20 protein-coding genes are annotated in these 20,091 nt (G+C 58.8%); 9 read left to right on the top strand and 11 right to left on the bottom strand.

Annotated elements, in window-relative coordinates:
* Positions 1-155: 155 nt before the first annotated feature.
* Complete coding sequence (locus tag E8M77_RS18710; protein WP_137132146.1) at positions 156-1,121, bottom strand: metallophosphoesterase family protein; 966 nt, start codon at positions 1,119-1,121, stop codon at positions 156-158.
* A gap of 164 nt (positions 1,122-1,285) precedes the next feature.
* Between E8M77_RS18710 and E8M77_RS18705 the strand changes: the two genes are divergently transcribed.
* Positions 1,286-1,999: a sensor histidine kinase gene (locus E8M77_RS18705; RefSeq protein WP_170975932.1), complete on the top strand. Its 714-nt coding sequence runs from the start codon at positions 1,286-1,288 to the stop codon at positions 1,997-1,999.
* A gap of 194 nt (positions 2,000-2,193) precedes the next feature.
* A complete protein-coding gene (locus E8M77_RS18700) occupies positions 2,194-2,562 on the top strand; it encodes a response regulator (protein WP_137132144.1) in 369 nt (122 codons plus the stop codon).
* Between the two features lie 41 nt (positions 2,563-2,603).
* On the opposite strand, the gene E8M77_RS18695 is transcribed toward E8M77_RS18700, so the two are convergent.
* The 6 genes from E8M77_RS18695 to E8M77_RS18670 all read right to left on the bottom strand — a co-directional run bounded on the left by E8M77_RS18695 (position 2,604) and on the right by E8M77_RS18670 (position 8,566).
* Positions 2,604-3,908 carry a glycoside hydrolase family 130 protein gene (locus E8M77_RS18695; protein ID WP_137132143.1) on the bottom strand — a complete coding sequence of 435 codons (1,305 nt, stop codon included), beginning with the start codon at positions 3,906-3,908 and terminating at the stop codon, positions 2,604-2,606.
* Between the two features lie 42 nt (positions 3,909-3,950).
* Complete coding sequence (locus tag E8M77_RS18690) at positions 3,951-6,230, bottom strand: glycosyltransferase family 4 protein (RefSeq protein WP_137132142.1); 2,280 nt, start codon at positions 6,228-6,230, stop codon at positions 3,951-3,953.
* Positions 6,231-6,314: 84 nt separating this feature from the next.
* Positions 6,315-6,518: a hypothetical protein gene (locus tag E8M77_RS18685; protein WP_137132141.1), complete on the bottom strand. Its 204-nt coding sequence runs from the start codon at positions 6,516-6,518 to the stop codon at positions 6,315-6,317.
* A 114-nt stretch (positions 6,519-6,632) separates the two neighbouring features.
* Entirely contained in the window at positions 6,633-6,899 is a 267-nt protein-coding gene (locus E8M77_RS18680; protein WP_137132140.1) for a hypothetical protein, read from the bottom strand.
* Positions 6,900-7,108: 209 nt separating this feature from the next.
* Entirely contained in the window at positions 7,109-7,384 is a 276-nt protein-coding gene (locus tag E8M77_RS18675) for a DUF1488 domain-containing protein (RefSeq protein WP_137132139.1), read from the bottom strand.
* Between the two features lie 465 nt (positions 7,385-7,849).
* The gene (locus E8M77_RS18670; RefSeq protein WP_137132138.1) at positions 7,850-8,566 is read right to left on the bottom strand and encodes a sugar transferase; all 717 of its coding nucleotides are present in this window, start codon (positions 8,564-8,566) and stop codon (positions 7,850-7,852) included.
* A gap of 295 nt (positions 8,567-8,861) precedes the next feature.
* On the opposite strand from E8M77_RS18670, the gene E8M77_RS23955 reads away from it, so the two are divergent.
* The gene (locus tag E8M77_RS23955; protein WP_170975931.1) at positions 8,862-9,032 is read left to right on the top strand and encodes a hypothetical protein; all 171 of its coding nucleotides are present in this window, start codon (positions 8,862-8,864) and stop codon (positions 9,030-9,032) included.
* A 323-nt stretch (positions 9,033-9,355) separates the two neighbouring features.
* On the opposite strand, the gene E8M77_RS18665 is transcribed toward E8M77_RS23955, so the two are convergent.
* The 3 genes from E8M77_RS18665 to secA all read right to left on the bottom strand — a co-directional run bounded on the left by E8M77_RS18665 (position 9,356) and on the right by secA (position 14,946).
* A complete protein-coding gene (locus tag E8M77_RS18665) occupies positions 9,356-10,642 on the bottom strand; it encodes a GNAT family N-acetyltransferase (RefSeq protein ID WP_246659323.1) in 1,287 nt (428 codons plus the stop codon).
* Positions 10,635-12,059, bottom strand: a complete 1,425-nt coding sequence (locus E8M77_RS18660) for a lipopolysaccharide biosynthesis protein (RefSeq protein ID WP_137132137.1) — start codon at positions 12,057-12,059, stop codon at positions 10,635-10,637. The genes E8M77_RS18665 and E8M77_RS18660 overlap by 8 nt, the downstream gene beginning before the upstream one ends.
* Positions 12,060-12,234: 175 nt before the next feature.
* On the bottom strand, positions 12,235-14,946 hold the full coding sequence (gene secA / locus E8M77_RS18655) for a preprotein translocase subunit SecA (protein WP_137132136.1): 2,712 nt from the start codon (positions 14,944-14,946) through the stop codon (positions 12,235-12,237).
* Positions 14,947-15,209: 263 nt separating this feature from the next.
* Here secA and E8M77_RS18650 point away from each other — a divergent pair, with 263 nt between their 5' ends.
* The 6 genes from E8M77_RS18650 (at position 15,210) to E8M77_RS18625 (ending at position 19,190) form a co-directional block, all read left to right on the top strand.
* The gene (locus E8M77_RS18650; protein WP_137132135.1) at positions 15,210-16,052 is read left to right on the top strand and encodes a peptidylprolyl isomerase; all 843 of its coding nucleotides are present in this window, start codon (positions 15,210-15,212) and stop codon (positions 16,050-16,052) included.
* A gap of 64 nt (positions 16,053-16,116) precedes the next feature.
* Positions 16,117-17,352 (top strand): bifunctional glutamate N-acetyltransferase/amino-acid acetyltransferase ArgJ, encoded by a 1,236-nt coding sequence (argJ, locus tag E8M77_RS18645; RefSeq protein WP_137132134.1) that lies wholly within the window; start codon positions 16,117-16,119, stop codon positions 17,350-17,352.
* A complete protein-coding gene (locus tag E8M77_RS18640) occupies positions 17,333-18,139 on the top strand; it encodes a GNAT family N-acetyltransferase (protein WP_137132190.1) in 807 nt (268 codons plus the stop codon). Before argJ ends, E8M77_RS18640 begins: the two co-directional genes overlap by 20 nt.
* Positions 18,136-18,546, top strand: a complete 411-nt coding sequence (gene mutT / locus E8M77_RS18635) for an 8-oxo-dGTP diphosphatase MutT (RefSeq protein ID WP_137132133.1) — start codon at positions 18,136-18,138, stop codon at positions 18,544-18,546. The genes E8M77_RS18640 and mutT overlap by 4 nt, the downstream gene beginning before the upstream one ends.
* Positions 18,547-18,658: 112 nt before the next feature.
* Positions 18,659-18,982 (top strand): hypothetical protein, encoded by a 324-nt coding sequence (locus E8M77_RS18630; protein WP_137132132.1) that lies wholly within the window; start codon positions 18,659-18,661, stop codon positions 18,980-18,982.
* A gap of 40 nt (positions 18,983-19,022) precedes the next feature.
* Positions 19,023-19,190, top strand: a complete 168-nt coding sequence (locus E8M77_RS18625; RefSeq protein ID WP_137132131.1) for a Flp family type IVb pilin — start codon at positions 19,023-19,025, stop codon at positions 19,188-19,190.
* Between the two features lie 6 nt (positions 19,191-19,196).
* On the opposite strand, the gene E8M77_RS18620 is transcribed toward E8M77_RS18625, so the two are convergent.
* Positions 19,197-20,084 carry a methyltransferase domain-containing protein gene (locus tag E8M77_RS18620; RefSeq protein WP_137132130.1) on the bottom strand — a complete coding sequence of 296 codons (888 nt, stop codon included), beginning with the start codon at positions 20,082-20,084 and terminating at the stop codon, positions 19,197-19,199.
* Positions 20,085-20,091: the final 7 nt, after the last annotated feature.

Genomic DNA, 20,091 nt, shown 5'->3' with positions numbered 1-20,091 from the left:
AGGTTCCCCAGTCATCAACCGCGTTCCTTTCAACTACGCACCGCCGGTATTGCCGTCGTGGAAGGCCAGATCCGCTCAAAATTGCACTGCCGGATGAACCTCTTCGGTACCACCCGACATGTTCCCGTCCTCGACATCTTGTATTGTGGCCTCTGTCATGGGGGCAAGATCGACGCAGATCCGTCGAGAAGCCGAAGGACCGTCAGTTCGCCGGTCGAATAGGCCTGGGTGTCAATGCCAATCCGTCCCGGACCGATCGAAGCTTTCACACTGGGTGTATGACCATGGATGACGGTGAGCGCCAATTCAGGTCCATTGGTGAGGAAAGGTTCGCGAATCCACATCATGTCTTCGTCGCTCTGTCGGTCAAGATCTATGCCGGGGCGCAATCCCGCATGAACAAACAGAAACTTGCCGATCTGAAGGCAGATCGGCATGTTTTGCAGGAAGGTGATGTGGCTTGTCGGCACGGCATCGCGGATGACTGCGCTCAGCGTTGCCGGATCAGTCTGCCTGCGATCGTGCAACTGGTCAAAATCGATGCCATAGGACATCAGCGTCTCTCGCCCGCCAAAGGAAATCCAATCCGGGATCTTTTCCGGCTGATCGAGAAGAGAGGCGAAAACGTCGTCATGATTGCCACAGAGCGCAACGCGCTTCAATCCAAACGCACTTGGCGCCATGAGATGCGAGATCACGCCAGCCGAATGTGGGCCGCGATCAACGTAGTCACCCAAAAGTACGACCAAGCCCTTTTTGCCCAGCCTATCGATGTCTGCGGCAATACGCTCCTCAGCGCCCTTGAGCAGGGAAAGGCAGCCATGCACGTCACCAATCGCGTAGACTGGATAAGACGGCTGCTCTTCACCAAGATGAATTCGGCGTCTTGGCGTTGACTGCGGCGCGAGCGTCCGGCCTGCAAACAAAGCTCTCAACTTTCTGAGCATTTTCACTTTCGATGTATGTGCCAACCGCACACGTGGACTGATTGGTCCTTGGCGGTTGATTTGGCCAGCATGAATTGGATCAAGCCGTTTGCTAAATCCTTGCTGCTGATCTTGCAACTCACAATGTGAATATAACGTTTGACTGACATGGTGTTGGTCCGGCAGCGACCACATTTTATCGGAAACCCGGAATGTGGATCGGTTCTTATGCTTGAGATTTCCGCCAGAGCCTCGCGCGGGATGATTTCTCGCATGGTCGAGCGCTTTCCATGTCAGTGTGAAGCCTGATCAGATTGGAGCGCGCGGCGAACTGACTTTTGTCTATCCTAGGAGTGGCTTTGCACCCCGAGCCTTTGGTCGGAAGGACAACACCCACAACTGTTGCCACGAAGCGGCATCCCGATGCTTCTCTGAGCCTTACGCTGGCCGGTATCGCGCTCTTCCAGTGCACCCATCGTTTTGTTGGATGGCGAGTTGCGCGTCGGTGCAGCCAGCAGATCATCGCCAGCATTCTCTTGCAAAGCGCGCGTAAGGTTCAGACTGAAGAGGCACGAGCGCATCTGAAGTCAGCCCATAGCCGGGTCATGTCGATAGCTGCTGTTCAGCTGCAGCTTGTTGCATCAAGCGTGGTTGATGTCGAACTGCGCAGCTACTTCGAGCAATTGCGCAACAGCCTGCGGGTTTCGTCTATCCACGATCCCGAACAAGTCGCGATCACCTTCAATGTCGACAAGACCGTGACGGATTCCAACATGTCCGTCAGTCTCCGCCTTGTCCTTAGCGAAATTGTTATCAATGCGCTGAAACATGCTTTTCCGAACCAGCGCAAGGGCAAAATTGCCGTTGCCTTTCACACCCAAGGTCTGGACTGGACTCAGCAGGTCAAGGGTGACGGTATAGGCATGCCGCCGAAGACCGATAGTGTGAAAGGCAACGGAACCGGGATCGTCGAGGCGCTCGGCAAACAGATGGATGCCAATATCGCCGTGACTGACGCTGGACCTGGAAACAGGGTTTCGATCTCCCACCGCAGCGCACATACCAATGGGTGATGCCCTCTGCGGGTCAAGGATCGACCAGTGCAAGTGAACGGCATTGGTATGGCTCGATCTCGCGCTCCGGGAGTTATACCGGGTGTCGAATTTCATTCTACGCGCAAAACCAAGTGCGAGAACGGTCCGGACGCTGAAGGGCAGGGCATCGGCGGAAACGGCTATAGGCTGGTCCACAATAGATTGAATGTTTTATGAGCAATCCACGCATCCCAATTCTTGTTGTCGAAGACGTGGCGTTGATCAGCATGAGGATTGTCGATGATCTGGAACAGGCCGGGTTTACTGTGTTCGAAGCCGCTAGCTCCGCGCAGGCGGTTGAAGCCCTTATCGCCAACGAAACCATCCAGTTGCTGTTCACCGATGTTGGCATGCCGGGCGGGATTGACGGGTTGAAATTGGTGGCAACCGTGCGCGATCGCTGGCCAGCGATCAAGATCATCGTGACGTCAGGGCATCGCAAGGTTGATGTTGCGCTCCTGCCCGTCGAGGCTCGCTTCATGGCCAAGCCCTATGATCCGGTCGCCGTCATCTTGTCCATCCGCGAAATGACGGCACTGTAACTTTATGCCGAGTATCGATGATCGAAACCCGCTCAACTACTCTATCCAACGGGGCGCATTGAGCTGAGCAGTGCATTGATCTGGATGGTGGTGAAATTGGAATAGCTATCCGATACGGCATAGGGAAGCGCGATCAGGTCGCCATGGCGCATGGCGCCGCAGGAATAGACGACATTGGGTACATAGCCCTCCCGCTCTGTAGGTTCCGGCTGGAGCAGCGGCTCTACTGTGCGCGATAGGATGATGCTGGGATCCTGCTTGTCGAGAAGCGTCACCCCGATCGAATAGCGGCGCATGGGACCAACACCATGAGTAAACAGCAGCCAGCCCTCGTCGATCTCCACGGGTGATCCACAATTGCCGATCTGGACGAACTGCCAGGCAAATTCCGGCTTCATCAGAAGATGACCCTCATCCCAGTGATGCAGGTCATCGGAATAGAGCAGAAAGAGATTTTCGCTGTCCTGGCGCGCGATCATGGCATATCGTCCGTTGATGCGCCGCGGAAACAGCGCCATGCCCTTGTTGCGAGCTGCAGGCCCGCGCAGCGGCGTCAGCGTAAAATTCAGGAAATCGCGGGTTTCCAGAAGTTCAGAGCGGATCGATGAGCCGCTATAGGCCGTATAGGTGGCGAAGTAGACCGTCTTTCCCTCATCCTCGAAGGCGACGAAACGGGCGTCCTCTATTCCATTGGACTGGGCCTCCGTCGCCGGAAAGATGACCCGTTCGCTTAGATCACTTTCGCTTTTGAAGCTTAACGCAATGCAGCCTGTCGCTGCCAGGCCATCATTGGCGTGAATGTCGGGCAGGCAGGCCAATTGCACCGGCGGATCAATGCTCACGGCACCGTCAGTGTTTATCATGCCGGAGCGAAAGGTCAGCGATGAGATGTGACCTTCTCCCACGGCTCTGAGACTGATGATCACCCGTCGGTTGCCGTCCGCAACGTCGCTCTGGTCAGGATGCGGCACGATGCTCGGGTTGAAGAGTGCGGCCGATTCGAATGAGTATTCGTTCATGAAATAGGCGCCGATCAATTGCCTTTCCTGCTGGCTGAAGCGCTGGTGGTGGCAAAATGCATCCTCCATACTATCGGCACGCAGTTCAAACTGGCGCAGGAGATTGCGGTGCCTGCCCTCGAAATTGTGCAGGATATCCCGCAGCTGGTTTGCCGTGGCGGTCTGGTCGAGCGTCAGGACCCGATCGACAATCTCGTTTGCTCGGGTTTTGTCGCGTGGTTTGAGGTGCCGCGGTTCGGTTGAGGGTTTGAAGGGTCGAACGATAACCCGTGTTGGATCGGGCCTTAAATAGAGGGCCTGCCGGTTGAGAATGCTCGAATGGGGCAAGGCTGATCCTTTTTGTTTGGACACTGCAGAATTCTGATCGTCTCAGGATAGCTGGCGAATTTCCGCCCGTTGCGGCGTCGCTTGCGCCAGGCGCTGCAGGCGGCCGACGTCGAGGCAGGAGATCAGGTAGCAAAGCACAGATTCCGCGCCACGGTTTTCATTCGCCCGGTCCGGGTGCAGTCCGTCGCGGCAGCTTCCGGTTTCCGGGTCGACCAGGGACAGCCCATGGTCATTGCTGCCGGTAAACCAGGTGAAGGTGCGGGCTGCTGCCTCTGCCCATGTCTTTTCCTGCGTGGCATCAAAAGCTGCCAGGCAGGCGGATATGGTAGCTGTTGCCTCCACCGGCTGCTGGTCGAAGATCTTGGGCGGCTCGCCCACATCGAAAAACCCTTCCGTGCCGATGGGCCGGAACTGACCACCTGGCGCCATCTGCTGCTGCATCAACCAGCGCAGGGATCGCAGCCCGGCTGTCACCATTTCGCTGGAGCCGGTTGCCATGCCGGTCGTGATCAATGCCTGGCAAAGCCGCGCATTCTCATAGGACAGGCCTTCTTCGAACCAGTGTCGATCACCGTTTGAAACCTGGTGCAGAAGTGCCATCAAGCACTCTGCCAGTTCGGTGCGCAGTTCGGCTGCCCGTTCATCCTGGTGGTTTGTCGTTGCATAGGCATCAAGCCCGATCAATGTGAAGGCCCAGGCTCTGGGTGACCGAAACTGCCGCGATGCAGACATGGCGCGCGCAAACAGGGCGCTTGCCCAGCGGCGGCGCGGCCGGTCACTGTCTGACGCAGCGCATACCCCGAGCGCCCAAAGGGTTCGACCGTGGCTGTCTTCGGACCCCTCTTCTTCCAGCCATCGACGGTCAAAGCTCATGAAGTTACGAAAGCGCTCGCGATCGGGGTTCCAGGCATGCTGGATAAAGCCCGCGAAGGATGCAGTCATACGGTCGGCAATGCCCGTTTCACCGGCAGCGGCCAGTTGGCAGGCAAGGATCAGCGCCCGCGCATTGTCGTCCACGCAATAGCCATGTGTGCGGTCTGGCACGGAATAGACTGCATGCTGGAAAATGCCGGTATCATCGCACATGACATGGAAGTGGCCGAGTTTTAGAGCAGTGGTCTGCGGCGCGCGCGCCATGCTGTGCGTCATCAGATCGCTGATGAGACGCGGTCGATAGGCTGCGCGTGCCGTCTCGATGCTCTTTAAATAGAGCGAGGCGATATGCGACCAGATCATGAGCCGGCCGGCTTCGAAGGCGGCCTGGCGCATGGCCAACCGCAAGGCGTCGTCATTCAGCAGACGGGAGATCGCGTCGCCTGCAGCCTGCGCATCGCCGAATGGCACCAGAATGCCGCGCTGATCTGCCAGCAGATCGCGTGCATGCCAATAGGGTGTCGAGACTACCGCGCTGCCCATGCCGAAACTGTAGGCCAGCGTGCCGGAGGTCATCTGTGCCTCATCGAGATAGGGTGTTACATAGACATCGCACAAGGCAATGAAATCGAGAAGCGTCGGCACATCGACGAATTGATTGAGGAAGATGACGGACTGTTCGACCCCCAGTTGCTCGGCCCGAGCCCGCAGGCTGTCGCGATAGGCCTCCTTCTCCTGCCGCAAGAGGTTGGGATGCGTGGCGCCCAGTACGATGTACAGCGCGTTCGGCTGCGCTTCCAGGATGGCCGGCATGGCGTCGATCACCACCTCGATGCCTTTGTTTGGCGAAAGAAGACCGAAGGTCAGAATGACCGGGTGGCCACTATAGCCCATCTTGCCTTTGGCACGCTCGGGGTCGTGAAAGGCTCTGTCTGGAATGCCATGGGCGATGATGTCGATCTTGCCGGGGTCCACGCCATAGACGCTTTCCAGAAACTCACGCCCCTTGTCGGCCATCACCACCACGCGGCTTGATGCAGCTGCCACCTTCTGCAGCACTTTCTTTTGCGAGGGTGTCGGTTCTGCCAGAATGGTGTGAAATGTCGTCACGACGGGAAGGCGCAGGTGCGACAGCAGGGTGAGGATGAACTCTCCGTCCGGGCCGCCGAAGATACCGAACTCATGTTGCAGTGACACGGCCCGGTAATCGCCGCTATTGAGGATGCGAGCTGCGGTGACATAGTCCTCGATCTCGCCATCGCGGATTTCAAACACTACATTCTGCGGATAGTCGTAGTTCAATTTGCGATCGGTCATCGCGACGATGCGCGTTTCCACCCCTTGTGCCGGGTTGGACATGGCTTGGCTGAGATCTGTCGTGAAGGTGGCGATACCACACTGTCGGGGAAGGGAATTGCCGATAAACGCGATGCGCTTGGTCTTTGTCATCAGAATTCCCCTTTAAGGACGGTCGCGCCCTTCAACGGCGGGATGCCGGTGGCCGGGCATAGCAGATCCGGTGTGAACCGGAGTTCAGATCAGATTGATCCGCTCGAGATCCTGCTCCAGCGCGACGCGCTCCTGGTTGGACTGCGCATCGCGCAGTCGGTACTGCGGTTGATCGCCCTGCCAGGGTAGTGGCGCCTGGATCGTATAGGTCTGGTTGGCCGGTCGCGAGAGCAGGCGATTTTTGGTGAGGCGGACAAGCTGGCCGATAGAGAACCGATGAGGAGGCATTAAAGTTCCTTTGCTTTGCCGACAGGCCTGTATTCAGGCACGGTTCGTGGAATGAATTTGACATCTGACGCCCGCTTGGCGATCGCTCTTCTATGAAATGCTGGAATAGAAGCGCTAGGTTACGCGGGTGAACGGTATGGCCCGATCCTTGTCGATCGCGGCCTGCAGATCGGCATTGTCTATCGCGACCCGGCTGATCGTTGGGCCGGAGATGATATCGATCAGGGTTGCCACGCGCCGATAGGCGAGCCAGGCAATGCCGGGGATCTGTTCTTCATCGTCCTGCACCTGGTAATCGCCCGGTGGCTGCATGCCGCCGAGGCCTGAAAGCGTGAACGGACGTTGGAAATGCACTGTGCGCGTCTTGGATCTGGTAAACATCGAGCAAACTTCCTTGATCTGGAGTGGCAGGAGCGCCGTAGCGGACGGGCGATGGCGTTTGCGGCCCGTGTCTGGGCATTCGGTGCATGCGCAATGGTGCGTCACGGCAGAAGGGCCGCGTTCCGGCTTTCAACCGATCCGTCAGCCAGCCAGTCCCCTTAAAATACCATGTCCTGGCCGCGCGAGGACCACGGACGAAGGTCCGCAGATCAGGCGGTGCGGCCAAAACTGCGCGGATCAAGTTCGATCATGTCTTTTTGCTTTGACGCATAGGTCTTCTGGGCAATTTCGAAGATGCGTTTGCGCATGCCATCAAACGCCGAGAGGTAGTCGGCCTCGGTGGGGGTGCGCGACGAAAGGTCCGCGGCGAGGATTTCCACCGGCAGGAAGAAGCGGATCTGCATTAATCCGTCATGGCCAAGGAACCGAACTCGGCGGCGGCTTTCATCATAGCTTCTGGCAGGATTGGGGAAGGAAAGGGTCAAGACTGAAACCCTCCGATGCCGGGATATTGCCGCACCATGACGGTCGAGCGTGGCCGCTGCTGGAAGCGTGTGGTTGCAAAACGCACAACGTTACGCTTGAGGCCAGGACCAGCTGTGACATGACGCAGGCATGCGCCATGCGGGGCGTTGCGTGTAAGATCGGGCCAGACAGGATAGATGGACTTTGAAGCTTCGCCGGAAGACATGATGTCCTCCTTCATTGGGGCCAGGGTGCGTGCCGCCCCGAAAATGGCAGTGCCCGTACAATGGCTGCCACTGAGTAGGAAATGGGATTCTCGTCCACGATTGCAAGACGCATGCACGGATTTATCGCGTTGCACTCGATTGCATCAATCCTGAGCAAAGCTGGGAGAGTTGTTCTGTTGCAGGAATGTGTTTGGAAGCCGACTGAACCGGTTGCAATGAAGGCGGCTGCTGGTTTGCAGCTGGCGTTTCGAGGTCGAATCAGAGCCCCGTGCCGCCGCTCATCTCATTCTTGATCGTTGCGATGACGATCTTCATATCCAGCAGGAAACTATAGTTTTTGATATAGTAAAGGTCGCTGACGATGCGTGCCCGAGCGTGAACCGGGTCGGTCGTTGGGCCGCGCCAACCACGCACCTGCGCAAGGCCCGTAATGCCCGGCCGCACGGTATGTCGCTGATGATACTCCGGAACGAGATCCTCGTAACGCTGACCACCGGCAAACATGCCTATGGCATGGCACCGTGGTCCAACGACAGACAAGTCACCTTTCAGCACATTGATGAACTGCGGCAGTTCATCAAGGCTGGTTTTCCGCAAAAATGCGCCCACACGCGTAATTCGCGGATCCTCGACCGTTGTCTGTGTGACCCCAGAATGATCGCAAAGGTCCTGACGCATGGATCGGAACTTGTAAATCACGATCAATTTCTGATCGCGCCCCCATCGCGTCTGGCGAAACAGCACCGGACCGCGGCTTTCCAGTTTGATTGAAAGCGCTATCAGCAGCAGCACGGGCAGCAAAAGAACCAATATAGCTGCGGAGAATACGATATCGAAGCTTCGCTTGGCTAAAGACGACAGGATCGCAGACTGTGCCGTGTCGGGGAATGTCAAAGGACTATATTCCGAGCTTGCTGCTTTTGAGCTCGTGTAGACTAAATTGTCAGCAGAATTTTGATTAGCAATTAGGCTCATTTTCCACCAACCCACACAAAACGCCTTAGTTTCCTGATCTTTACTCCAAAGCGACTTGCGAGTCATCCTTATAATGAATGAATAGTTAACACTGTCTCCAAATGTGGCATTTGTGCAATTGGGAGTTGGGGACGTGGGTTCTTGGGATGAGGAGGTCCGTTCGCGGCCCGATGTCACTTGATCGTGAATGGGTGGGCTTGCGCCAAATGCGCCATGAAAATGTCTCGAATTACCGGATCTTCGGCACAAAGGTCGTCGAAAGGTCTCTCATCGTCTTGCGGAGAAGGAATTCATCATGACGGGTCGCGGCAAAGTCTGGCTGGCAAGTGCCATTCTGTCTCTTGGAATCTGGGCAGTGTTCATCCACGTGGAAACAGCTGCCTTGAGGCCATCGACCGATGGCGGCAATCAGCTGTATGGCCAGCATTCATTGACCGATGGCACGCAACGCACGCATCACGGGTAGTCGTGGCATTTTGAAGTCAGACGCAAGCCAAGGAGACTTGCGATCCGTGTCGTGAAATCGGTCCTCTGCCGTGATATGGCCACGAACTTTGTGTTTCACAAAGGCGCGTTCCAATCGGAATTGCTGTAAATTGGCATAGGATTGTTCAGCTTTGATCGTCTGTGGGACCAAAGACTGGCCTGTTCTGGGTTATCCAGGTCTGATGACAAAGCGATTTCGATATCTTCTGGCAAGCATCGTCGTGTCGATCACGATATGGACGCTCGTGCTCTGGGGGCTCTCGCAGCTGCTGTGAGGAGACTTTTGCGCGCCGGCTTCCTGTCTTACCCCTCTCGTCCGGCCAGGCCCATGATCTTTTCGCGCAGGATGCGGGCCATGTTGCGGGTGTTGCGGTAGAGGTGGAGTTGTGCTGCCACCTGGCGCACGTCGCGATCGCCAGCTTCGGTAAGGCCGATGACGAGCGTTCCCATCTCCTCTCGTTCGCTCCAGAACCGGCTCATGATCGGATGATCCGGCACGGCGCAACTGTCGGAGCGCGTGATATTGGCGTCATCAAGATGCCAGTCAGTCAGCTTCATCATCAGCAGCTTGCCGGGCGAGAAGCGCGAGAACTCCTCATCATAGGCTGTCTTCCAAGTATAGGCTTCGCCGGCCATGACGAACACGACCAGTGAGGCGATCGCCTTGCCCTTGTAGTCGATTGTGTGGATGCGCACAGCATCGGCTTCCGCCAGATTGCCGATGGCCTCGCGGGCAAAGGCTGCTCGGTAACGGTCATTGATAAGCGCGGAACGCTTGCGACCCTTCCAGCCCTTGGCCTCAAGCGCCAGAAACTCTTCCGCGCGGCGCCTTATATCGGCCGGCTGGCGGGCAACCTCGTAAGTGAGTGGGCCATCGGCGGCAAGCCTGCGCCATTGACGGCCCATTTCCCGCAAATGGTGCGGGGAAACCGCCTGTTTCAGATAGGTGCCACCGTCGAGAGGGCTTTCCAGCATGGGGCGCTGATAGGTGCCGGTAATCGTGACCGGCAGATTGCGGGCAAGTGCCACAGCGCGCATCAACTGCGCGAAACGGCCGCCGAACCGCAGGTCAGGCATAACGAGCACCTTGGGCAGGCGCGCTTCACGACTTCCCAGAACCTCCAACAGATTGTCGAGAGTCTCAGCTGCATCTTCGGCATCGACCAGCGGCGTGCCGAGCGGACCGAAGGGATTGGCCCAGACCCGGATGATCGAGGCAGCCCCTATCGAGAAACCGGGTTTTTCCTGCGAGAACGGCATCAGCAACCGCATGCGGCCATAGCGATCGGACTGGTCGCGGATAAGGGCGAGTTGCACCTGCCGATCCTCGACGCGCGGCATGGCGGGCGCCAGCATTCGCCCGGTAAAGAAAATGTTCGGCTCCATCGCCCTGTTGGACAGGAAGTCGAGTTCCTCCTGCAGGTCATAGCCCATGCTAGCCGGATAGACCGACAGGCTGCGGCCCGGACGCCCGACGGCCAGTTTCAGCGGCGCGTCCGGGATCTCGACCGGCATCCGTTCGGCGGGCAGAGCGGGCGGTATCGCGGCCGGGTCCAGCAGCGAGGCTGCGCGTGGCGGAAGCTCAACCATGATCGTCCTGCCTTTCATGCGATGATGCCGGCATTGGCCGCGCAAAGGCAAAGATCACGATGCCCAGCGTGCGGCGCACGGCAATATGAAGAAGGATCGCTTCGATCATCATGGCGGCGGCGGTTGCCGTTGCGGCACCAAAGAGGCCGAAGCGTGGAATGAGCAGCATGTTGAGGGCAATGCTGGAAATGAGGATGAAACCGTAGAGGATGACGCAGAGCTTCTGCCGCCCTGCCATGTTGAGCAGGATCTCGCCGGGTCCAACAGAGGCCTTGGCCAGAATGCCGGCAAACAGGATCACCATCAGCGGGTAGCCCTCGGTGAAAGCTGAGCCAAACAGCGACAGCAGCAGATTGCCCGCTGCAAGCACGGTCAGGCCCACGACGAGGGCGGGCCAGAACGTCCACCGTGCCGCCTGGCCGGCAAATTCGGTCAATTCCTGGCGGTCGTCCTTGGCAATGATGGTCGAAAAGCGCGGCGCAGCCGCAGCCTTCACGGAAAAATAGACAAATTGCACAAGCGCTATGGTTTTGGCAGCAGCAAAATAGATGGCCACCTGATCCGGTGGCAGATAGAGGCCAACCACCACCACGTCGGAATTGGTCAGCAGAAAGCCGATACCGTCAACGAGAAAAAGCGGCAGGGCAAAGCGCGTCCACGGGCGAATATCGAAGGCAAGCCGGCCAGGCCCCAGATGCCGGCGCAGCCGCCAGGTCACTCGCAAGAATTGCAGGAGCGTGGTGATATAGGTGGCGACAAGGGCCGCCTCCATGGCGGTGCGGGCGCCGCGCGGTGCACCCCACCAGATGGCCAGCAGCATCAGCGCCAGGATCAGCAGCGGCCGCATGATATAGGTTGGGCTCATGGCGGTGACAGCCCAGCCATTGGCGCGCGCCGTGCCGTCCAGTACATCGCCCAGCGCAATCATCGGCAGGGTAATGAGGCCGAGGAAGACCGGCACCATCCAGTAGTCCGGCACGATATGGTCAAACACCTGCAGGAAGGCATAGCCCGAGACGGCCAGAATGCTGGCGCAAAGCAGGGCAAATACCCGTGCCGTCCAGTTCAACCCGCGCACCAGTTCATGTTCGCCGCGTGTTTCGTGCAAGGGCAGGAAGCGGATGACGGCGGTGTGGAAACCGAGGCAGGAGAGATTGCCGAAGACGACGACCAGCACCCAGACAAAGGCAAAAATGCCGTATTCGAATTCACCCATCAGGCGTGCCAGGACGATCTGCGAGATGAAGGCAATGGCGGCGCTGATGATTCGGATGGCAAAGGCGATCAGTGCCATGCGCTGCGCACGCGAGGTTTCGTCTGCACCCGACAAAACGGGCGCAAGCCTGCGGATCATCGGCGCAAGCCGAATCCGGAGGCTGAGCGGGAGAAATTTCTCCGCCGTTTCGATGACTGTCATGTCAGGCACGCCTTACTCGCAGTGACGCAAGAACAAGGCCGCCACTATGCGTTGGCTACGGTTAAGAAACGATTGCCTGTCGGTGGTCAGTTGCAAGTCAAACGGGCGGATCGGCCAAATGAAAAGACCGTACCCCTTTCGAGATACGGCCCTTGATGGCGTGAAAAACTTGGCGTCAGACGGCTTCGAATGCGCCGTGGCAGTGCTTGTACTTCTTTCCGGAACCGCAAGGGCACGGCTCGTTGCGGCCAACCTTGCCCCAGGTCTCCTGGTCTGCCGGATCGCGGTTTTCCGCAGCGGCGACCGGATAGCCGATCGGCTGGCCGAATTCATCTTCGCCGGTGGTTGCATCAATGTGATGGGCCTGCATGATCGGCGGCGGCTCAGGTGCCGGCGGCGCATCGCGCACAAGTTCGACGCGCATCAACTGGGCGGTGACCACTTCGCGCAGGTTGGCCAGAAGTGCCTGGAACAGCTCGAAAGCTTCCGCCTTGTATTCCTGAAGCGGATCGCGCTGGGCATAGCCGCGGAAACCGACAACGGAGCGCAGGTGATCGAGATTGACGATATGCTCGCGCCACAGATTGTCGAGCGTTTGCAGAAGGATGGAGCGTTCCACATAAGTCATGATCTCTGGCCCGAAGCGTTCGGCGCGATCCTTGGCGGCGGCATCGGCGACTTCGACGATCCGCTCGCGGATATCGTCCTCGGCAATGCCTTCTTCCTTGACCCAGTCCTCGACGGGCAGGTTGAGGTTCAGCAGGCGTTCGAGGCCTTCCTTCAGGCCAGCCGCATCCCATTGCTCGGCATAGGCGCGCTCAGGAATATGCTTGGTCACCAGCATGTCGATGACTTCATGGCGCATGTCGGTGACGGTTTCCGTCAGATCCGTCGCGTCCATAAGTTCGATGCGCTGTTCGAAGATCACCTTGCGCTGGTCATTGGTGACATCGTCATATTTCAGAAGGTTCTTGCGGGTGTCGAAATTGCGGGCTTCAACCTTCTTCTGCGCGCGTTCCAGAGCCTTGTTGATCCAGGGATGGACGATCGCTTCACCTTCCTTCAGGCCAAGCTTCTGCAGCATGCCGTCCATGCGGTCGGAGCCGAAGATCCGCATCAGGTCGTCCTGCAGCGACAGGTAGAATTTCGAGCGGCCAGGGTCGCCCTGACGGCCGGAGCGTCCACGCAGCTGGTTGTCGATGCGGCGGCTCTCATGGCGTTCGGTGGCGATGACAAAGAGGCCGCCGGCGGCCAGCGCCTTGGCCTTCAGTTCCTTCACGTCGGCGCGGATGGCCGCTTCCTTGGCGTCGCGTTCCGGGCCGGGCTCCATGCCCTCCAGTTCGCGCTCCAGGCGCATGTCGATATTGCCGCCGAGCTGGATGTCGGTGCCGCGGCCCGCCATGTTCGTGGCGATGGTGACGGCACCCGGCACGCCGGCCTGCGAAACGATATAGGCTTCCTGCTCGTGATAGCGGGCGTTCAGAACGCTGAAATTGGTAAAGCCGGACTGGCGCAGCATAGTGGCCAGCAGTTCGGACTTCTCGATCGATGTTGTGCCGACCAGCACCGGCTGGTTGCGCGCATGGGCAACCTTGATTTCTTCGATGATTGCCTTGAACTTCTCTTCGCCCGACCGATAGACCTCGTCGTCCTCGTCGATACGCTGGATCGGCAGGTTGGTCGGCACCTCGACAACATCGAGGCTATAGATGTTGGAGAATTCTTCCGCTTCGGTGGAGGCCGTACCGGTCATGCCGGCAAGCTTTGCATACATGCGGAAATAGTTCTGGAAGGTGATCGAGGAGAGCGTCTGGTTTTCCGGCTGGATCTGTACCTTTTCCTTGGCTTCCAGAGCCTGGTGCTGGCCTTCCGAATACCGGCGGCCGGGCATCATGCGGCCGGTAAACTCGTCGATGATGACAATCTCGTTGTTGCGGACGATGTAGTCCTTGTCACGCTGGAACAGCTTGTTGGCCTTCAGCGCGTTGTTGATGTGGTGAACGATCGCAACGTTTTCCACGTCGTAGAGCGATTCACCCTTCAACAGGCCGGCAGCCCGCAGCAGGTTTTCCAGCTTTTCCGTGCCGGTTTCCGAGAAGTTGGCCGAACGCTGCTTCTCGTCAATCTCGTAGTCGTCCGGCGTCAGAACCGGAATGAAGGCATCGATCGTATTGTACAATTCGGAGCGGTCGTCGAGCGGACCGGAAATGATCAGCGGCGTGCGCGCTTCATCGACGAGGATGGAATCCACTTCATCGACGATCGCGAAATTATGGCCGCGCTGCACCATCTGGCCGCGGTCATATTTCATGTTGTCGCGCAGGTAATCGAAGCCAAGCTCGTTGTTTGTCGCATAGGTGATGTCGCAGGCATAGGCCGCGCGGCGCTGCTCGTCGTCCAGGCCATGCACGATGACTCCAGTGGTCAGGCCGAGGAATCCGTACAGCCGGCTCATGGTGGCGGCGTCGCGCTGGGCGAGATAGTCGTTCACCGTCACGACATGCACGCCCTTGCCCGGCAGGGCGTTCAGATAGACGGGCAGGGTTCCCACCAGCGTCTTGCCTTCGCCGGTCTTCATTTCGGCGATCGCGCCATCGTTGAGGATCATGCCGCCGGTCAGCTGCACGTCGAAGGGGCGCATGCCGAGAACCCGCCTTGACGCCTCACGCACAACGGCGAATGCCGGGATCAACAGATCGTCCAGGCTCTTTCCATTGGCCAACTGCTGGCGGAATTCTACGGTCTTTGCCGCGAGCGCCTCGTCGGACAAAGACTTGATGCTCTCTTCCAGTGCACCGATCTTTTCGACATGCGTGCGGTAGCCACGCACGCGGCGGTCATTGGACGAACCGAAGATCTTGCGGGCTATCCCACCGAAGCTGACCATGAGAATGGTCCTTTCTGAACTGATGTACCATCACTTATGTGAGTCTTCGAGGTGGGTTCCTTGCTCCGGTTTTACACAGGCAATTTGGCAGACCCGCCCGGAAACTCTTCTGGACGCGAAGTAGCGTGACAGATAAGAGGGGGGTCGAATGATGTCAACGGTTCCGGCCGATACAGAATGGCCACAATCCGGTGTTTCTGAGAGTGTTCCGGCCGGGCTCGCTTGAACCGAGACTGGTGCCCAATTCGAAAGGTAGTTCCTGAATGTTTCGCCACAAACTCCTCGCAGCTGCCGCCCTTGCCGCAGCTGTTTCCTTCCAGGCACCCGTCTATGCCCAGGAAGATGCTGTGGTCGCCAAGGTTGGCGCGGTTGAAATCCGCCAGGCCGATCTTGATGTTGCCATCACCAATCTGAGCGCTCAGTACCAGCAGATGCCGGAGGAGCAGAAGAAGATTGCCGCCCTGTCGCAGATCATCGATATCAAGCTGGTGGCCAAGAAGGCTGAAGAGGCCGGTCTGCAGAACAGTGACGACTTCAAGAAGCGCATGGCGGCGCTCCAGGAGCGCGAGTTGCACAATGCCTATCTGCGCGACCAGTTCGACAAGCTGAAGCCGGAAGAAGTGAAGGCGCGCTACGACAAGGAAGTTGCAGCCCTGCCGAAGGAAGAGGAAGTGCGTGCCCGCCACATCCTGGTAAAGACTGAGGAAGAAGCCAAGGCCATCATCAAGCAGCTGGATGAAGGCAAGGACTTCGTTGAACTGGCCAAGGAAAAGTCGGAAGACACCAGCAAGTCTGAAGGCGGCGATCTTGGCTATTTCACCAAGGGCCGCATGGTTCCGGAATTCGAAGAAGCAGCCTTCTCGCTGGCCAAGGGCGCCTATACCAAGACCCCGGTCAAGTCGCAGTTCGGCTTCCATGTGATCAAGGTCGAAGACAAGCGTGACGCTCAGCCGCCGGCTTTCGAACAGGTCGAACCGCAGGTTCGTCAGATCGTCATGCAGGAGAAGTATTCTGCCATCATCGACGGCGCGAAGGCTGAGCAGAAGGTAGAGATCGTCGACGAGACCCTGCGCAAGGGCTATGACGAGCTGACCAAGAGCGAGTAAGCGCGCTTCATCCTCAATCTCAGGCCCGCATTTGCGGGCCTTTTTCTGTCCAGGGTCCAAGTCCATGTCCGCAACCGTTTCTCCCCTTGCCCCGAAGTCCTATCCCGACATGCCGGTCCTTCGCGGACTGCGCATGGCAACCGCTGCCGCCGGCATCAAGTACAAGAACCGCACCGATGTACTGTTGATGGTGTTTGATGAACCGGCATCTGTTGCCGGCGTCTTCACCCGTTCGAAATGCCCGTCGGCACCGGTGGATTTCTGCCGCGCCAATCTTGGCAATGGCCGCGCACGGGCGGTTGTGGTCAATTCCGGCAATGCCAATGCCTTTACCGGCGTCAAGGGTCGGGCGGCGACGGAACTGACGGCGAAATCTGCCTCTGAGGCTGTCGGCTGCGACATGGGCGAGATCTTCCTTGCCTCCACCGGTGTGATCGGCGAGCCGTTGGATGCGACGAAATTTGCCGGCGTGCTGGGCGAGATGCATGAGGGCGCCAAGGGCGATTTCTGGCTGGAGGCCGCCAAGGCCATCATGACCACCGATACCTATCCGAAGGTTGCGACCCGGACCGCCGAAATCGGCGGCGTAACGGTGACGATCAACGGTATCGCCAAGGGTGCAGGCATGATCGCGCCGGACATGGCGACCATGCTGTCCTTCGTGGCAACCGATGCCGATATTGCGCCCGCCGCGCTGCAGGCTCTCTTGTCGGCGGGCGTTGGCCCCACCTTCAATTCGGTCACTGTGGATAGCGATACGTCGACGTCCGACACGCTTCTTCTGTTTGCGACGGGCAAAGCCGAAGGCCAGGTTCGCGTCGAAACCGCCGAGGATCCGCGTCTTTCGTCTTTCAGGGCCGCACTCAACGATCTCCTCAAGGATCTGGCGCTGCAGGTGGTGCGTGACGGCGAAGGCGCGCGCAAAATGGTGGAAGTGACCGTGACCGGCGCCGAAACCGATTTGGCCGCCAAGCGCATCGCGCTGTCCATCGCCAATTCGCCGCTGGTCAAGACGGCAGTTGCCGGCGAAGATGCCAATTGGGGCCGTATCGTCATGGCTGTTGGCAAGTCCGGCGAAATGGCCGACCGCGACCTGCTGGCAATCTGGTTCGGCGATGTGCGCGTCGCCGTCAATGGTGAACGCGACGCGGGCTATTCGGAGGCGGCGGCCACGGCGGTCATGCAGCAGGAGGATATTCCTGTGCGTGTCGATATCGGTCTGGGCGAGGGCTGTGCTACAGTCTGGACATGCGACCTCACGAAGGAATATGTCGCCATCAATGGCGATTACCGGAGCTGATCTTTTGATGCAGGCATTTTCTTCCCACGGCGATCTGCCGCAGGTGCGGCGACTGGAAGCCGTGGGCTTTCGCGCCTGGCCGGCGGCCTCCGTGGTCTATGATGGCAGCTGGCAGATCCGGCTGACCGGTGGGCATCCGTCCAAGCGGCTGAACTGTGTCGTGCCACTCGATCCCTCAGACCACCGCGATATTGCGATCCGGATCGAAAAGGCCCGCAAGCGTTTCGAGCATTATGGCCGGGAGCTTTTGGTGCGCGAAACGCCTCTGGCACCAAAGCTGCTTCTGCAGGCTTTGGCCGGCGAGGGCTGGCAGGCGTTCGAGAGCGTCTCGGTGATGACGGCGGATCTGACCGGGCTGGAGCTTCCCGACACACTGGGGCATCTGCCGAGCCATGATATCGGCCGCTACATTGATGCCTCGCTTGCCGTGCATGAGGAAGATCCGGCGATCAAGCCGGCACTGGCCGAGATCCTCACGGCGATCAAGCCGGCAACCGGACTGTTCATTGCGGAAAATCCAGGCGAGGGCCCGCAGGCGGTAACGCTGTGCGTGCAGGACAATGATCTGGCCGGCATTCTCTCCTTTGCCGTGGCGCGCGAGCGTCGCAGGCAGGGAGCGGGCACCGAACTCCTGACGGCAGCGCTTCGCTGGGCCCGCATCAGCGGCGCACGCACAGCCTGGTTGCAGGTGCATGTGGAAAACGAGCCGGCGCTTTCGCTTTACCGCAAGTTCGGGTTTCGCGAAGCCTATCGTTATCACTATTGGCGTCAGGGGGATGCGGCATGAGTTCCGACCGGAAAATCCTGCTGGTCGCCGCCTGCGCGCTCATCGATACTGATGGGCGCATTCTTCTGGCGCAGCGTCCGGAGGGTAAGAGCCTGGCCGGGCTCTGGGAGTTTCCGGGCGGCAAGGTGGAGCCCGGCGAAACGCCGGAAGAAACGCTGGTGCGCGAGCTGGAAGAGGAGCTTGGCATTGCCACCAAAGTGGCCTGCCTTGCACCTCTGACCTTTGCCAGCCACACCTATGAGACCTTTCATCTGCTGATGCCGCTTTATGTATGCCGTCGCTATGAAGGTATCCCGAGGGGCCAGGAGGGCCAGGCGCTCAAATGGGTGCGGCCTTCGGCGCTGCGCGATTATCCCATGCCACCGGCCGATGAGCCGCTCATTCCCTTCCTGCAGGATCTTCTCTGAACAATTCACAGCCTCTCGGAGCGCAGCAGCTTCATGCGTTGGCGTTAACAGATCGTTTAAAAGATTGCTTCAATATGAGGCTTCGGAAATCTGTCTGCGTAACGAGGCTCCCATGGACGACGAATTCTGGAAGACTGTTCGTGCCCAGCAAAGGGCAACGGTCAGGTCGGGCAAGACCGGCGTTCTCAATATCGCACTTCTGTTTGGCACTGCCGCGATCGCGTTGTCGCTGATCGTCACGCCGATGCTGGCGGATCGTACCGATTCGCGCCATCTGGCCCATGTCCAGGAAGAGTTTGATACGCTCACCACCGGATCGATCAAATCGGACGATACAAAGGGCACCAAGCATTATACGATCCGCCGCAGCGTGCTGCAGGATAGCCCCGGCTCGATCTGCATCGTGCAGGGCTATGACGCGGACAGTCCCTGCTGATCAAAGAGGCACCGCTGCCGTTTGCAGACGAAGGAAGACAATGAAGAAGCTGCTTGATTTTCTTTCCGACTCGACCGGTGCGACGGCTGTAGAATACGGAATTCTGGCCGGACTGATCTCCGCTGCGCTGATCGTCGGCCTCGGTGGCTTCGGTGGAGCGCTGCAAAACACGTTCAATACGCTATCGGTCGCGATCGCTCCCAACTAACTCTGGTTATTGCGCATCGTCCGCTGTCGGCTCGACCCTCAGCGCATCGGCAAGCCGCATCTTGGCCGAACCGGGCTTCAGCGGCTTCTGCTGGCTTTCATGCGGTGCCCATCCAGACACATAGACGATCGAAAAGGTCGCGCGAATACGACCGTCTGGATCGCTGTAGCGTTCGGCATAGATTTCCGCCGCGCGCAGGAAAAACGCCCGTGTCAGCGGCTTGCGGCTGCGGCCCACCAGCGGGTTCGTCATGCCCATGGCGCGCAGGTCCCGCATCAGATCAAACAGGCTGTCATAGCGAACCGTGAAACTGTCGGCATCGACAACCGGCAGGGCAAAGCCCGCCCGTTGCAGCAGCGCCCCAATGTCGCGCACATCGGGAAAGGGGATAACCCGCGGGCTGGCGCCACCGAAAATCTCGGCTTCGGCAGACAGCAGTACATCGCGCAACTCACCGAGCGTTCCGGCACCCGGAATGGCTGCCAGAAACAGCCCGTCCGGCTTCAACGCCCGGCGGATGCGGATCAGCATGCCCGGCGTATCATTGGTGAGATGCAACGACAGCGGCGAGAGCACGAGATTGACCGACTGTTCTTCAAGCGGCACGTCTTCAAGGTGCGCCGAGATTACAGGCATGTCGGTGCTTTCGAAGGAGGGGCCGGTTTCCAAGCGGCGGATCTCGCCCACCCGGCCGGTCTCAAGCGCATGACGGGCGGTGGCGCCTGTACCGCCATGCAGTTCGACGCCCATTTCGAAATGCCGCTCCACCACCGAGAGCCGCTCGGCCAGTTCGCGTCCGGCAATCTCGATCAGAAAATCGGCGCCCGCCACAGCCCGGCGCATCGCGCGTTCGCGACGCTTGGTGATCAAGGGCAGGTCGAAAAGGATGTCCATGGCAGTT

It is taken from the genome of Rhizobium sp. FY34, from assembly GCF_005222845.1.
Classification (GTDB): Bacteria; Pseudomonadota; Alphaproteobacteria; order Rhizobiales; family Rhizobiaceae; genus Neorhizobium.
Note: the sequence above shows the minus strand (reverse complement) of the source record. Positions and strands in the feature narration are given on the sequence as shown.